We start from the raw sequence: 14,294 nt of genomic DNA on the forward strand, positions 1-14,294 counted from the left end.
TCACCCGTCCTCGGGGGACTCGCGGGTGTGGTCGGCCAGGTACGCGGCAGCCCCGGGGTGACCCAGGTGCTCGGCCCACGCCTGGGGCGTGGCCCCGAACCGGGCGTCGGTGACCGTCGGGTCGGCACCCAGCTCGAGGAGCAGGGCGATGGTCGCCACGTCACCGTGCGCGGCCGCGGCGTGGAGCCCGGTCTGCCACGGCTCGTCCGACGGCACGTCGGTGCGGGCCCGGCGGTCGACGTCCCACCCGAGCGCGACGGCCCGCCGGAGGCCGGCGTGGTTGCCCAGCTCGGCCGCCCACGCGACCAGGCCGGGCGGTGGGCGACGGCCACCCGCGCGTCGACCTCGTCGACCGGCTCGCCCGAGAGGACGGCAGCCACCGTGCGGTCCTCGGGCCGCACGTCTGCATCCGCCGCACCGAGTCGCTCGAGAAGCCTTGCGGTGGAGAGCTGCCCGGCGACCAGCGCCGCAGATTCGGCGGACGTCGCCGTGACGCCGTACATCTCGATGGGGGTGTCCGGGTCGACGCCGTGACGCACCAGCAGCTCGACGCGGGCGTCCATCCCGTGCACGACGGCCCACGCCAGCTGCCGCTGGAGCATCTCGGTGGGGGACATGGCCGCCCGCCCGAGTCGGCGCTTCCACGGGCCCCCGTCGCCGGTGCCCAGGCCGAACTCGAGGAGCAGCTCGAGGTGGCGGTCGTCGAAACGGAAGCAGCGGTTGTAGAGCGTCTGCCCGTCGTTGGGGTCCGCGCCGCGCTCGAGGAGCAGCCGGGCCAGGGCGAACCCGTGCGGGTGCTCGGGCTGGGCGACCCGCCCGCCCTCGCCCTCGCCGAAGCAGCCGGTGAGGACGGTGAACGGGGAGGGGAGGCCGTGCCAGAGGTAGCCGGTGTCGGGATCGGCGCCGTGGTCGAGGAGGAGCCGGGCGGCCTCGAGGGTCGCGCTCTCGCCCGGTGCGGGGTCGGGCCGGGCGTAGGCCAGGTAGGCCAGGGGCGCCCAGCGGAACGGACCGCCCTCGCGCACGGCCGCGCCCGGGTCGCGGGAAAGGATGCGCTGGAGGGCGACCGTGTCGGCGCGCGCCGCGGCGACGCAGACGTCGTCGCCGGTCGAGAGGACGGCCCCGAGGGCGGTGGCCCGGCGCCGGCGCTGCGGGTCGTCGGCGCCGTAGGTGAGGCAGGCGAGCCGGAGGTACTCGTGGGCGGGGTCGTCCTGCGGGCCGACCCCGTCGGGAGCCCGGCGGTACGCCCGCCGGAGCTCGACGTGCCGCTTGAGCGCGGGCCAGCTCGGGAACCCGAGGTCCCGGGCGAGGTCGCGCTGGGCGTCGGCCAGCGGGCGGTCCGGGTGCTCACGGCACCGCCGCTTGGCGGCCTTGCGCAGCCAGCCGAGGTCGGGGTCGTCGGGGAGTGTGGCCATCACGGCCTCCTTCACGGCTTTGGCGGTCCGCGGCGCCGGGCGAAGGAGGTGGACGGGACGTGACCATCGACCATCGGTCAGGTGGGCTTCGCCCTGCCCGCGGACCGGGTGCGCCCTGACGCGCCCGGCCAGCCTACGCTCGCCGGCGCGGGCGGTGGGGTGGGTCGGCGGGCCCGGTCAGCCGATGGCGTGCCGGCCGTGCACCCGGGGGAGGTGCAGCCGGACCCGGACCGCGCGCGGACGCGGCGCGCGCTCGCGGCGCTCGAGCTGCCGGGGCGTCCAGTCCCGGGGGGTCAGGGCGGTGGCGAGGCCGGGGGTCATGAGCATCATGACCCTGAGGAGGCGCCGGGGCGGTGTCCTGATACGCCGGGGTCAGCCGCGGGAGGAGTCCTCGGGGGTCGCGGCGTGGCCGGGGCGCCCGGCGGTGCGGCGGTCCTGCTTCATCTCGGCCTCGAAAACGTGCCGGCGACCCTCCATCAGCTCCTCGCGGGCGGACCGCTCGTGGTCGCGGAAGCGTGCGTAGTACCCGTCGTCGTACTCCTCGACGACCTGGAAGGACCAGCGCCCCGCCAGGATGTTGCGCCCGACGAGGTCCTCGGCGATACGGTCGGCGAGCTCGTCGTGGCCGGCGCCGCGGAGGGCGTCGACCGCCTCGCCGAGGGTGAGGTCGGCGGTGCCGCACCGGCGGTGGAAGGCGTAGAGGTGGCCGCGGGCCTCCTCGACGACCTCGAGGGCCTCGGACAGCTTCCCGAGGGCCGCGACCGTGGCGTCGGAGGTACCGGTGGGACGGGTGTGCGCGTCGTCGACGGAGTCGTGGCTCATGGGACGACGCTACGGCGGCAGGGCTGTGGAAAAGCCCGCGGCGCCCGGAGTGCTTTCGGCCACCCTCTCGTCATGAGCTTCGAGGACCTGCCCGAGACCTGGCCCGACCTGCCGCTGACCGACCCGCTCCTGGCGGCCGACGTCGTCGACCTCTTCGTGGCGCACGCCGACCGGGTCGAGGGCTGCGCGGCGTTCCTGCTGCTCGACGACGACCTGCGGCTGGCCCAGCCCTGCCTCCTGGGCGAGGTCCCCGAGGGCGCCGACCCGTGGGACCTGCGCGACCACCTCGTCACGGTGTTCGGCGGGGCCGGCCTCGGGGGAGTCGTGTTCGCCCGGGGGCGGGACGGCTCGGTGCTGATCACCGATGCCGACCGTCGCTGGCACGAGGTGCTCCTCGACGTCTGCCGGCGCCTCGACGTGCGCCTCACCGCCGCGTTCGTCGCGACGCCGGCAGCCGTCCGGTCCTACCCGGGGCCGCTCGCCGCCGCCGATCACCTCGCGTCCTGACCCGCGTCCTGACCCGTCACCGCGCCGGACGGCCGAGACGGCGCCGGACGGCGTCAGGCGGTGGTCGTCGGCTCGGCGAGCCGGAGGAACTCGAGGTGGCGCTCGTAGTGGTCGAGGCAGTCGTGGATCACCTGGGCGGCCGACCACCCCATGACGTCGTACCCCTGCCCGCCGTCGGCGAGGTGCACCTCGAGGCGGGCGTAGGAGTCGCGGCTCTGCACCATCCGCCCGCCGTACGTCGGCACCGGGGCCATCTCGACCTCGACGCGGTAGACGAACGGCGGCTCGGCTCCCGGGGTGCGCAGGGTGACCGACGGGCTCTCGCCGTCGAGGTCGGCCTCGCAGGTCGCCTCGACCTCGTGGCGGCAGAGCTCCTCCCCGACCTCGGCGAGGGCGGGGGCCACCACCTTACGGAGGTGCTCCAGGGCGTCGCGTCGGTCCACGAAGTTGGTCGCGCGGGCCAGCCGCGCCCGCCAGGACGTCGCGCGGTCCTCGCGCCGGGCGGTCGCGGCCCGGGCCGAGAGCAGGCCGTACATGCTCTGGGTCCGGCTGTCCGCCCGCCGGCCCTCGACCCGCAGCGCCCGCACGAGCCCGACCATGACGAGGACGAGGACGACGGCGAAGGGCAGCCCGAAGATGATCGTCGCGTACTGCAGGGCCGTGATGCCGCCGACGAGGAGCATCGCGATGGTCAGCAGCCCGGTGGCCGCCGCCCAGGTGATGCGCAGCCAGCCCGCGGCGTCCTCGGTGAGGTCGCCGAGCCGGCTCGTGAGGTTGGCCATGACCAGGGCCCCGGAGTCGGCCGAGGTGACGTAGAAGAGCAGGCCGACGAAGAAGGCCAGCCCGATGACGAGCTTGCCGGCGGGGTACTGCGAGAGCAGGTCGTAGAAGCCGACGCCCGTGAAGTCCTGCGCCGTCTCGGCGAACGTCGTGTCGCCGTCCCGGATCCGCTCGATCGCCGCGTTCCCGAAGATCGAGATCCACATGACGATGTACGCGAACGGGATGACCAGCGTGCCGAGCACGAACTGGCGGATGGTCCGGCCCCGGGAGATGCGCGCGAGGAAGAGCCCGACGAAGGACGCCCAGGCGACCCACCAGGCCCAGAAGAAGAGCGTCCAGGTGCTCATCCACGTCGCGTTGTCGACGAACGGGAAGGTCTCCATCGTCTTGGCGGGGAAGGTCCGCAGGAAGTCGCCGACGTTGGCGACGGCCCCGTTGAGCAGCAGCGCCGTGTTGCCGGTGACGAGCACCCACGCCGCGAGCCCGAGGGCGAGGAGCACGTTGAGCTGGGACAGGAAGCGGATGCCGCGGTCGACGCCCGTCGTCGCGGAGACGGCCGCCATGACGACCGCCAGGGTGGCGAGCGCGATCTGCGCACCGGTGCCGACCCCGACCCCGAAGAGGACGTTGAGCCCGACGTTGAGGAACACGACGCCGATGCCGAGCGAGGTCGCGACGCCGAAGATGGTGCCCAGCACCGCCGCGGTGTCGACGGCGTGCCCGAGGGGCCCGTCGATCCGCTTGCCGAGCACCGGGGCCAGGGCCGAGCGGACGGCCAGCGGCAGGCCCTTGCGGTAGCAGAAGTAGCCGAGCGCCAGGCCCATCAGCGCGTACATGCCCCAGCCGGTGACCCCGTAGTGGAAGAGGGTCCAGACGGTGGCGTCGCGGGCGGCGTCGATGCTCTCGGGGGCCGGGCCGCCCTCCGGCGGGGCCATGTACTGGGTGGCCGGCTCGACGACGGAGTAGAACATCACGTCGGTGCCGATGCCCGCGGCGAAGAGCATCGAGGCCCACGCGAAGGTCGAGAACTCGGGGCGGGAGTGGTCGGGCCCGAGCCGGACCTGGCCGTAGCGCGAGAGGCCGAGCCACACGACGAAGCCCAGCACGGCCGTCGCGAGGAGCACGTAGAACCAGCCGAACCACGCGGTGGCCCACGTCGTGGCCTCGCCGAGCGCGTTCTCGGCCGAGGCCGGCGCGACCAGGGCCCAGAGCGCCACGACGAGGACGCCCACGAGCGAGGCGACGAACACCGGCGTGCGCACCGGCGGGCCGCCGAGGACACCCGTCGTCCCGGCGCCGTCCGGCGCGGTGCCGCCGTCCTGCGGGGTGTCGGTCGGTGGGGTGTCGGTCGCGGCGCTCATCGGGTCCTCCAGGGGGATCAGGTGGTCGGCGGGTCGAGCGGGCTCCCGGCGCGCAGGTCGTACCAGGGGGCGTCGGAGGGCGGCAGCGGCGCCGCACCGCGGATGAGGTCCGCGGCCTTCTCGGCGAGCATGACGACCGGTGCGTAGATGTTGCCGTTGGTCACGTACGGCATCGCGCTGGCGTCGACGACCCGCAGGCCCTCGGTGCCGTGCACCCGCATCGACGCGGGGTCGAGCACCGAGAGGTCGTCGGTGCCCATCCGGGCCGTGCAGCTGGGGTGGAGCGCGGTCTCGGCGTCGGCGCGCACCCAGTCGAGGATCTGCTCGTCTGTCTCGACCTGCGCCCCGGGTGAGATCTCGCCGCCGTCGTACGGTGCGAACGCGGGCTGGGAGAGGATGTCGCGCGAGACCCGGATCGCTTCGACCCACTCGCGCCGGTCCTGGTCGGTCGAGAGGTAGTTGAACTGCATCGCCGGCTTCATCCGCGGGTCGGCGCTGCGGATGCGCAGCCAGCCCCGGGCGTCGGAGTACATCGGTCCGATGTGCACCTGGTAGCCGTGGCCCTCGACCGGGCTCGAGCCGTCGTACCGGATGGCGATGGGCAGGAAGTGGAACATGAGGTTCGGGTAGTCGACCTCGTCGTTGCTCCGGACGAACCCGCCTCCCTCGAAGTGGTTCGTCGCCCCGAGTCCCTTGCGCAGGAACAGCCACTCGGCGGCCAGCTTCGGCCGGTTCCGGTAGGCCAGCCCCGGCGCGATCGACACCGGCTGGGTCGAGCTGTGCTGGATGTAGACCTCGAGGTGGTCCTGGAGGTGCTCGCCCACCCCGCGCAGCCCGGAGACGACGTCGATGCCGAGCGGCCGCAGCAGCCCGGGGTCGCCGACGCCCGAGAGCTGGAGCAGCTGCGGGGTGTTGATGGCACCGCCGGAGAGGATGACCTCGCCGGCCCGCACCGTGTGCCGGCGCCCCATGACCGAGTACTCGACGCCGACCGCCCGGGTGCCCTCGAAGAGCACCTTCGTCGTCAGCGCGAGGGTGCGGACGTGGAGGTTCGGGCGGTGGAGCACCGGGTGGAGGTAGGCCCGGGCCGCCGAGAGCCGGCGGCCGCGGTGCACGTTGCGGTCGAAGGGCGCGAAGCCCTCCTGGCGGTAGCCGTTGACGTCGCTGGTGCGCGGGTAGCCGGCCTGGACGGTGGCCTCGAAGAAGGCGGTGAAGAGCGGGTTGGTGGCGGGGCCGCGCTCGAGGACCAGCGGGCCGTCGCCGCCGCGCCACTCGTCGGCGCCGGCGAGGCAGGTCTCCATCTTCTTGAAGTACGGGAGGCAGTGCGCGAAGTCCCAGTCGGACATCCCCGGGTCGGCGCCCCAGCGCTCGTAGTCCTTGGGGTTGCCGCGCTGGAAGATCATCCCGTTGATCGAGCTCGACCCGCCGAGGACCTTGCCGCGCGCGTGGTAGACCCGCCGGCCGTTCATGTGCGGCTCGGGCTCGGACTCGTACTTCCAGTCGTAGAACCGGCTCCCGATGGGGAAGGGCAGCGCCGCCGGCATGTGGATGAACGGGTCGATGCGCAGGTCGCTGCGGCCGGCCTCGAGGACGAGCACCGTGGTGCCGGCGTCCTCGGACAGCCGGTTGGCCAGGACGCAGCCGGCGCTGCCGCCCCCGACGACGACGTAGTCGACGCGGTCGGGCACCTCGGCCAGGGTGGTCCGGTCGCGGAGGGCGGCGAGGCGGTCGGTGACGGCGCTCACGAGAACCACCCCGTGGGGCGGGCGCGGTGTTCTCCCACACGTGCTTGGTCTCCTGGTACTCCTCGAGGCCGAGCTCACCGAGCTCGCGGCCGATGCCGGACTGCTTGTGCCCGCCCCACTCCGCGGGGCGACGTAGGGGTGGTAGTCGTTGATCCAGACCGTGCCGAGCCGCAGCGCGCGGGCGACCCGCCGGGCGCGCTCGGGGTCGGAGGTCCACACGGCGCCGGCGAGGCCGTAGATCGTGCCGTTGGCCAGCGCGACCGCCTCCTCCTCGGTGCGGAAGGTCTCGACGGTGAGCACCGGGCCGAACGACTCCTCCTGGACGACGTGCATGTCGACCGTGCACCGGTCGAGGACCGTCGGGAGGTAGTAGTAGCCGCTCGCCAGCCGCTCGTCGTCGGGCCGCCTTCCGCCGCAGCGCAACCGGGCCCCCTCGGCGATGCCACGCGCGACGTAGTCCTCGACCTTGGCCAGGTGGGCGGCACTGGTCAGCGAGCCGGTCTGGGCGTCCTCGTCGAAGGGCGGGCCCATCCGGATGTGCCGGGCCCGCTCGACGATCGCGTCGACGACCTCCGCGGCCACCGTCTCCTCGATCAGGAGCCGGGCGCCGGCCGAGCAGACCTGCCCGGAGTGGAGGAACACCGCGGTCATCGCGTTGTCGATGGCCGCCTCGCGGTCGGCGTCGGCGAAGACGATGTTCGGGTTCTTGCCGCCGAGCTCGAGGGCGACCCGCTTCACCGTGCCGGCGGCCTCGCGCATCAGGTGCTTGCCGACGGCCAGGCTGCCGGTGAACGAGACGAGGTCGACGCGTGGGTCGGTGGACAGCGGTGCGGCACAGCCGGGCCCGGTGCCGAGGACCAGGTTGGCGACCCCGGCAGGGACCCCGGCCTCCTCGATCGCCCGCACCATGAGGATGGTCGAGTGCGGGGTGATCTCGCTGGGCTTGAGGACGAAGGTGTTGCCGGCCAGCAGGCAGGGCGCGACCTTCCAGCTGGCCTGCAGCAGGGGGTAGTTCCACGGCGTGATGAGCGAGCAGACGCCGATGGGCTCGCGGACGACCCGGCTCCGGACGTGCTCCTGCCCGGGGTCGACCTCGCGCGGCCGCTCGACGTCCTCGCCCTTGCCGGCGTAGAACCGGAAGACGCTGACGACGTCGGCGACGTCGAGCTTGGCCTCCTCGAAGCGCTTGCCGGTGTCGAGGGCCTCGGCGCGGGCGATCTCGTCGGTGTCGCGCTCGAGGGCGTCGGCGACTCGCCCGAGGGCGGCGGCCCGCTCGGTGGGCGGGGTGTCGCGCCAGCGGCCGTCGTCGGCGGCCCGCCGGGCGGCGTCGATGGCCCGCAGGGTGTCGGTCTCGTCGGCCTCGTCGACCTCGCCGACGAGCGTGCCGTCGGCCGGGCAGACGATGGTGCGCCGGCCGCCGGCGGAAGCGCCGACCCAGGTGCCGTCGAGGTACAGGTCGGCCATGGTCGTCCTGACTGTCGGGGTGGGGGGACGGATGGACCACCCTTTCGGAGGGGCGGCGGGGTCGTCAAGGGCCGCAGGTCACCGGCGCTCCACCGACGGTCGGATCGTCCGCCCCGGCGAGCGTTCGCCGAGCCAGCGGATGATGACCTCGGCGGCCAGGCTCCCGCCGTCGACGCCGGCGTAGCGTGCCGCCGCAGCGCGCGCCGCGGCGGCGAATGCGGGTTCCTCGAGCAGGCGGGTGATCGCCGCAGGGAGCGCAGTCGTCGCGGCGGCGGCGGGCGCCATCCGGATGGCGCTGCCGAGACGCTCGGCGACGGCCACGTTGAGCTCCTGCTCCCCGTGGTACGGGAGGCCGACGAACGGTGTGCCGGAGGCCAGCGCGGTCTGCACGCTGCCCTGCCCGCCCATGACGACCGCCGCGGCCACGCGCGGCATCACGAGGTGGTTCGGCAGGGTCCCCGTGACGAGGGTGTGCTCGTCGGCGAGGTCGGCGAGGTCGTGCGGTGTCGCGACGAGGAGGCGGCGCCCGCTCGTCCGGGCGCTCTCCACCACGGCGCGCAGCAGGGTCTCCGTGACCGAGGTCAGGGCGACGAGGACGGTCGGCCCGTCGGCGAGGAATGCCTCGACGGCCGCCGGGACGGGCAGGTCGAGGCGTGCGTAGAGGGGCCCGCTCCAGCGGAAGGACGTGCCGCGGCGCACGCGCAGGGGCCACCGTGGGCGCCACTCCTCCAGATCCCGGGTCGTGAGCCCGAGCACCTCGGGGAGCTCGGTGACGAGGGTGAGGTCGGCGCACATCAGCGAGAGCATGTTCGGCAGCGGATCGACCCCGCGGTCGCGGGCGTGCCGGTTGAGCTGCGCGACGGGACCGCGGATGAAGGCCGGGGCCCGGTTCGCCACCAGCTGCTGGACCCGGAGCGGTAGTCGCGCCAGGTTCGGGTCCGGCGGGTTGACGGCGGCGGGGCACAGGCCGCGGGCGAGCACAGGGGGGACGAAGGAGCCGCCGTGCTCGCTCGCGAGGGGCACGCCGGCGATCCGCGTGGAGAGGTAGGCCGACAGGGTGAAGCCGGTGACCACGAGGTCGGCGTCGAGGTGGCGGATCAGTGCCACCTCGGAGTCCACGGCCGCCCGCAGCTCGTCGTCGGTGAAGAAGTCGTGCCGCGTCCGGGGCCCCATCGCGAGGACGGCCTCGAGGAAGGCGGCCTCGGACTCCGGTGTGACCGGTGGGTCGAGCCTCGTGGCCGTGAACCCGGCGGCGTCGATGAGATGGGCATGGCTGCCGCCGCGGGTGCCGAAGGCGACCGGTAGGCCGCGGGCCCGCAGGGCGCGGGCGATCTCGATCGCACGGGAGACCTCGGAGAGGAACTGCGCGTTGGGGAGCATGAGGATCACGGCTGACACCTCCATCGGATTTACGTAAGGTATTACCTATGTCGCCCGAGGTCCATCCCCTCCTTCCCGCCGATCCCAGCGTGCGGCTCTTCCGCGTGGTGCTCACCCTCGCGACCCACCTGCGCACCCGGATGGACCAGCGGCTGGGCGCCGTGGACCTGACGACCCAGCAGGCCGGAGTCCTCACGTTCGTGAGCGCGCACCCCGGCTCCCCGACCCTGGGCGAGGTCGCCCGAGCGCTGGGCACCTCGCACCAGAACGCGCGTCAGGTGGTCGCCGCACTCGAGCGCAAGGACCTGCTCGAGGTCCGCGCTGACGCCTCGGACGGGCGGGTCCGCCGGCTGGCGGTCACCCACCGGGTGGCCGCGACGTTCGCGGAGCGCGACCTCGAGGACCACCAGGAAGTGCGCCGCTGGCTGGCCCCCCTCACGGACGACGAGCAACGCCACGTCGCGGCGCTGCTGACCCGGGTGCTGGCCGAGCTCGGGTCGGCGCAGGGGCGCGGCACCCGAGGGCCCTGACCCGCCGGCCCCGGCGCGGCGTCAGCGGGTCAGCACTCGATGACGTTGACGGCCAGGCCGCCCCGCGCCGTCTCCTTGTACTTGACCTTCATGTCGCGCCCGGTGTCGCGCATCGTCTTGATGGCCTTGTCGAGCGAGACGACGGCGCTGCGGCCGTCGCCGCGCAGCGACAGCCGGGCGGCCGTGATGGCCTTGACCGACGCGACGGCGTTGCGCTCGATGCAGGGGATCTGGACCAGCCCGCCGACCGGGTCGCAGGTGAGCCCGAGGTTGTGCTCGATGCCGATCTCGGCGGCGTTCTCGACCTGGCGCGGCGTGCCGCCCAGCACCTCGGCGAGGGCCCCGGCGGCCATCGAGCAGGCCGAGCCGACCTCGCCCTGGCAGCCGACCTCGGCGCCGGAGATCGAGGCGTTCTCCTTGTAGAGCGTGCCGATGGCCGCGGCGGTGAGGAGGAAGCGGACCACCCCGTCGTCGTCGGCCCCCGGCACGAAGCGCGTGTAGTAGTGCAGGACGGCGGGGATGATGCCCGCCGCGCCGTTCGTCGGTGCCGTGACGATGCGCCCGCCCGAGGCGTTCTCCTCGTTGACGGCGAGGGCGTAGAGCGTCACCCAGTCCATCGCGGCGAGCGGGTCGCCGGGGTGCTCGCCGCGCAGCTGGCGCACCAGCCGGGGCGCGCGGCGCTGCACCTTGAGCCCACCGGGCAGCACGCCGTCGGTGCGGCACCCGTTGTCGACGCACTCCTGCATGACCTCCCAGAGGTGCAGGAGGCCGGAGCGGACCTCGGCCTCGGTGCGCCACGACAGCTCGTTGGCGAGCATGACGCCGCTGACCGGGAGGCCGCTCTCGTCGCACTGGGCCATCAGCTGCTCGCCGGTGGTGAACGGGTAGCGGACGGGTGTGTGGTCGGGGACGATCTCGTTCTGCCCCACCTCGTCCTGGTCGAGGACGAAGCCGCCGCCCACCGAGTAGTACTCGCGGGTGAGCAGCGGCTCCTCGTCGTCGGCCGGCTCGGGCGAGGCCCACGCCGTGAAGCGCATCCCGTTGGAGTGGAAGGGCAGCGTGGCCCGGCGGTGCAGGACGACGTCGGTGTCGGGGTCGCAGCGCACGTCGTGGGTGCCGCCCAGGTGGAGCACCGCGGCGGCGCGCACCTCGTCGACCCGGCCTTCGGCGGCCCGGGGGTCGGTCGACTCGGGGGCCTCGCCCTCGAGGCCGAGGAGGACGGCCTTGACCGAGCCGTGCCCGTGCCCGGTGGCGCCGAGCGAGCCGAACAGCTCGGCGCGCACGCGGCCGACCCGCTCGAGGACGCCGGACTCGCGCAGCCCGGCGGCGAAGGTGTGGGCGGCCCTCATGGGTCCGACGGTGTGCGAGCTCGAGGGCCCGATGCCGACGGAGAAGAGGTCGAAGGAGGAGATGGCCATGGCGGGCTCAGTGTGTCACCCGTCGGCGCGTCCTGGGGACGGCCGTCCGGGGCGGTCGGGGGGAACGGCTACCGTCGACGGCATGACGACGACGGGGGAGCAGACCGGGCCGCAGCAGGGCGCCCTGCCCGGCATGCCCGAGCCCCTCTGGGGCGGCAGCCCGAGCAAGCTGCTCGCCTTCCTCGACTGCCCGCGCCGGTACCGGATGTCCTACCTCGACACCCCGCGGCCGGTCGCCCGCGGCCAGCGCGCCCACACCTCGCTCGGCAGCAGCGTGCACAACGCCCTGCGCGACTGGTGGGACGCCCCCGAGCGCACGCCCGAGGCCGGCGGGCGGCTCGTCGAGAAGGCCTGGATCGACGTCGGCTTCCGCGACGCCGAGCAGTCCCGGCGCTGGCGGGCCCGGATGCGCGACGCCGTCACCGCCTACCTCGCGACCTCGGGTCCGGTGCAGCGGCCGGTGGGCATCGAGCGCACGGTCTCGTTCGTCAGCGACGACCTGCGCATCCAGGGCCGCATCGACCGTCTCGACGACCGCGACGGCGAGCTCGTGGTCGTCGACTACAAGACCTCTCGCCAGGTCTCCACCGAGGACGACGCCCGCACCTCGCTGCCGCTGGCGCTCTACGCCGCGGCGGTCTGGAAGATGTTCCGTCGGCCGGTGCGCCGCGTCGAGCTGCACCACGTGCCGAGCGGCACGGTGGCCGCCCACGAGCACACCGGCGAGTCCCTCGGCCGGCACGTCGAGCGGGCGCGCTCGATCATGCGCGATGCGCGCCGGGCCGACGCCGACTTCGCCCGGCACGGGGCGGAGTCGACGATGTTCCCGCCCGTCACCGGGCCGCTCTGCGGCTGGTGCGACCTGCGCGCCCACTGCCCCGAGGGGCAGGCGGCGGCTCCCGAGAAGCCCGGCTGGGCCGCGCTCGAGGACTGAGGGCGACCGGCGGGTCAGCCCAGCTCCTCGAGGACGGCCGGCAGCACCTCGTGCATGTCGCCGATCACCGCGTAGTCGGCCTTGGTGACCATCGGGGCGTCCGGGTCGGTGTTGACGGCGATGATCGTCCGGCTCGAGGCGCAGCCCGCCCAGTGCTGGATCGACCCCGAGATGCCGCACGCGAGGTAGAGGTCGGGGGCGATCCGCGACCCCGTCTGCCCGACCTGCTCGTGGTGGGGCCGCCAGCCGAGCGAGGTGACGACGCGTGAGACCCCGACGGCCCCGCCCAGGCGGGTGGCCAGCGCGTCGACGGCGGCGAACCCGTCGGGCCCGCCCGCGCCCCGGCCGGCCCCGACGACGACCCGCGCCCCGGTGAGCCCCGAGGTGTCGGCCTGCTCGCGCTTCTCGAGCCGCACGACCTGGGCCCGCAGGTCCCGGGGGTCGACGGTGACCGCGAGCCGCGCCACCGTGGCCGCACCCGCCGCGTCGGCGGGCTTGGCGTCGACCGCGTGGCCGGCCATGGTCAGCAGCCGCACCCGGCTGTCGACCACGGCCCGCTCGAGCGCGGCCCCGCCGACCACCTGCCGCTGGACGACGAGAGGGTCCAGCGACTCGACGGCGACGACGTTGGCGGCCATCCGCAGGCCTCGGCGGGCGGCCACGTGGGCCAGCACCTCCATGCCGCGTCCGGTGCCGGGGGCGAGCACGACGTTCGCCCGGGCGGCGCGGCCGGCGGCCTCGACGACCGCCGCCCAGGCGGCTGCGGCGTAGCGCTCGAGGGCGGGGTCGACGGCCTCGTGCACAACGGCCACCCCGGCTTCTCGGCAGTCGTCGACCAGCGCCGGGACGGCCTCGCCGACGACGACCGCGTGCAGGTCGCCGGCGCCCAGGGACCGGGCGAAGGTCAGGGTCTCGCGGGAGACGAGGGAGGCGCGCCCCTCCTCGACCTCGACGAGCACGACGACGCTCATCCGTGCACCACCTTGAGCTCGCGCAGCACGGCCACGAGAGCCGGTGCGGCAGAGGGTCCTTCGCCGAGGACGGTGACCTCGCTGGGCGGCGGCTCGGGCACGGTGAGCGCTTCGCGCCCCGACCCGGCGGCGGTCCCCGACCACCCGATGGTCTCGACGCTCGCCTTCTTGGCCCGCATCCGGCCCATGACGCTGGGGTACCTCGGGGCGACGCCGCCCTCGAGGACGGTGGCGACGGCGGGCAGGTCGACCTCGTAGACCTCCGTGCCCTCGGGCCCCTCGCCGCGCAGCGTCGCCCGGCCGTCCTCGACCTCGACGGTCTGGACGCCGGCGACCACCGGACGGTCGAGCAGGTAGGACAGCCGGATGCCGACCTGGAAGTCACCGGTGTCGGCGGCGTCGTTGCCGAGCAGCACGAGGTCGTACTGCGTGCCGGCGGCGGCCCGGGTCTGCACGGCCTCGGCGATGGCGGCCGCGACGTCGGCCGGCCCGAGCAGGTCGGCGTCGGTCTCGACGAGGATGCCGTCGGTGGCTCCGACCGCGATGCCCGAGCGGATCTGCTCGATGCTCTCCTCGGACCCCACCGATAGCACCGTGACGGTCCCGCCGGACGGTTCGGCGACCTGCACCGCGAGGGCGACGGCCGCCTCCTCGTGGGCGCTCGTCGTGTAGCCGGCGAAGCGGCCGTCGACGCGCAGGCCGTCGGGGGTGAGCACCACCTCGCCGGTGGGATCGGGCACCCGCTTGACGCAGACGAGGACGTCGGTCACGCGAGCCCCCGGATGCGGGCGTTCTCGGGGTCGAAGAGCGGCGTCGCGTCGACCGCGGCGACCGTGACCGGGTAGAGCTCCTCCATGTACGACACCGCGAGCTCGTTGCCCAGCGTCGCCTGGTCCGGCGGCAGGAAGGCCATGAGCACGTGCTTGCCGAGGCTCGGGCCGAGCCCGCCGTCGTGACGTAGGGGTGG

At 74.3% G+C, this 14,294-nt stretch carries 11 protein-coding genes and 1 pseudogene; 3 read left to right on the plus strand and 9 right to left on the minus strand.

Going from position 1 to position 14,294, the window contains the following annotated elements:
• Positions 1 to 1,589: 1,589 nt before the first annotated feature.
• Both G7075_RS02015 and G7075_RS02020 read right to left on the minus strand, forming a co-directional pair.
• Positions 1,590 to 1,742 carry a hypothetical protein gene (locus G7075_RS02015; RefSeq protein WP_166118407.1) on the minus strand — a complete coding sequence of 51 codons (153 nt, stop codon included), beginning with the start codon at positions 1,740 to 1,742 and terminating at the stop codon, positions 1,590 to 1,592.
• Positions 1,743 to 1,784: 42 nt separating this feature from the next.
• A complete protein-coding gene (locus G7075_RS02020; RefSeq protein WP_166118409.1) occupies positions 1,785 to 2,234 on the minus strand; it encodes a hypothetical protein in 450 nt (149 codons plus the stop codon).
• 72 nt (positions 2,235 to 2,306) lie between these two features.
• Between G7075_RS02020 and G7075_RS02025 the strand changes: the two genes are divergently transcribed.
• Positions 2,307 to 2,741, plus strand: a complete 435-nt coding sequence (locus G7075_RS02025) for a hypothetical protein (protein ID WP_166118411.1) — start codon at positions 2,307 to 2,309, stop codon at positions 2,739 to 2,741.
• A 53-nt stretch (positions 2,742 to 2,794) separates the two neighbouring features.
• Here G7075_RS02025 and betT read toward each other — a convergent pair whose 3' ends face one another.
• From betT to G7075_RS02040, 4 genes and pseudogenes are all read right to left on the minus strand, one after another.
• Positions 2,795 to 4,885 carry a choline BCCT transporter BetT gene (betT, locus tag G7075_RS02030; RefSeq protein WP_166118414.1) on the minus strand — a complete coding sequence of 697 codons (2,091 nt, stop codon included), beginning with the start codon at positions 4,883 to 4,885 and terminating at the stop codon, positions 2,795 to 2,797.
• Between the two features lie 17 nt (positions 4,886 to 4,902).
• On the minus strand, positions 4,903 to 6,573 hold the full coding sequence (gene betA, locus G7075_RS02035) for a choline dehydrogenase (protein WP_205860689.1): 1,671 nt from the start codon (positions 6,571 to 6,573) through the stop codon (positions 4,903 to 4,905).
• A gap of 67 nt (positions 6,574 to 6,640) precedes the next feature.
• Positions 6,641 to 8,094 (minus strand): annotated as a pseudogene (locus tag G7075_RS20125) (aldehyde dehydrogenase family protein); the annotation flags it as partial.
• A gap of 78 nt (positions 8,095 to 8,172) precedes the next feature.
• Complete coding sequence (locus G7075_RS02040) at positions 8,173 to 9,474, minus strand: nucleotide disphospho-sugar-binding domain-containing protein (protein WP_240918100.1); 1,302 nt, start codon at positions 9,472 to 9,474, stop codon at positions 8,173 to 8,175.
• Between the two features lie 47 nt (positions 9,475 to 9,521).
• Here G7075_RS02040 and G7075_RS02045 point away from each other — a divergent pair, with 47 nt between their 5' ends.
• The gene (locus G7075_RS02045; protein ID WP_166118418.1) at positions 9,522 to 10,004 is read left to right on the plus strand and encodes a MarR family winged helix-turn-helix transcriptional regulator; all 483 of its coding nucleotides are present in this window, start codon (positions 9,522 to 9,524) and stop codon (positions 10,002 to 10,004) included.
• Positions 10,005 to 10,033: 29 nt separating this feature from the next.
• Here the strand turns inward: G7075_RS02045 and G7075_RS02050 are convergent, their stop codons facing one another.
• Complete coding sequence (locus G7075_RS02050) at positions 10,034 to 11,422, minus strand: L-serine ammonia-lyase (RefSeq protein ID WP_166118420.1); 1,389 nt, start codon at positions 11,420 to 11,422, stop codon at positions 10,034 to 10,036.
• 82 nt (positions 11,423 to 11,504) lie between these two features.
• On the opposite strand from G7075_RS02050, the gene G7075_RS02055 reads away from it, so the two are divergent.
• A complete protein-coding gene (locus G7075_RS02055; protein ID WP_240917819.1) occupies positions 11,505 to 12,356 on the plus strand; it encodes a PD-(D/E)XK nuclease family protein in 852 nt (283 codons plus the stop codon).
• A gap of 14 nt (positions 12,357 to 12,370) precedes the next feature.
• Here the strand turns inward: G7075_RS02055 and G7075_RS02060 are convergent, their stop codons facing one another.
• The gene (locus G7075_RS02060) at positions 12,371 to 13,327 is read right to left on the minus strand and encodes an electron transfer flavoprotein subunit alpha/FixB family protein (RefSeq protein WP_166118423.1); all 957 of its coding nucleotides are present in this window, start codon (positions 13,325 to 13,327) and stop codon (positions 12,371 to 12,373) included.
• A complete protein-coding gene (locus G7075_RS02065; RefSeq protein WP_166118425.1) occupies positions 13,324 to 14,097 on the minus strand; it encodes an electron transfer flavoprotein subunit beta/FixA family protein in 774 nt (257 codons plus the stop codon). Before G7075_RS02065 ends, G7075_RS02060 begins: the two co-directional genes overlap by 4 nt.
• Positions 14,098 to 14,294: the final 197 nt, after the last annotated feature.

Source organism: Phycicoccus sp. HDW14 (assembly GCF_011383005.1).
Classification (GTDB): domain Bacteria; phylum Actinomycetota; class Actinomycetes; order Actinomycetales; family Dermatophilaceae; genus Phycicoccus.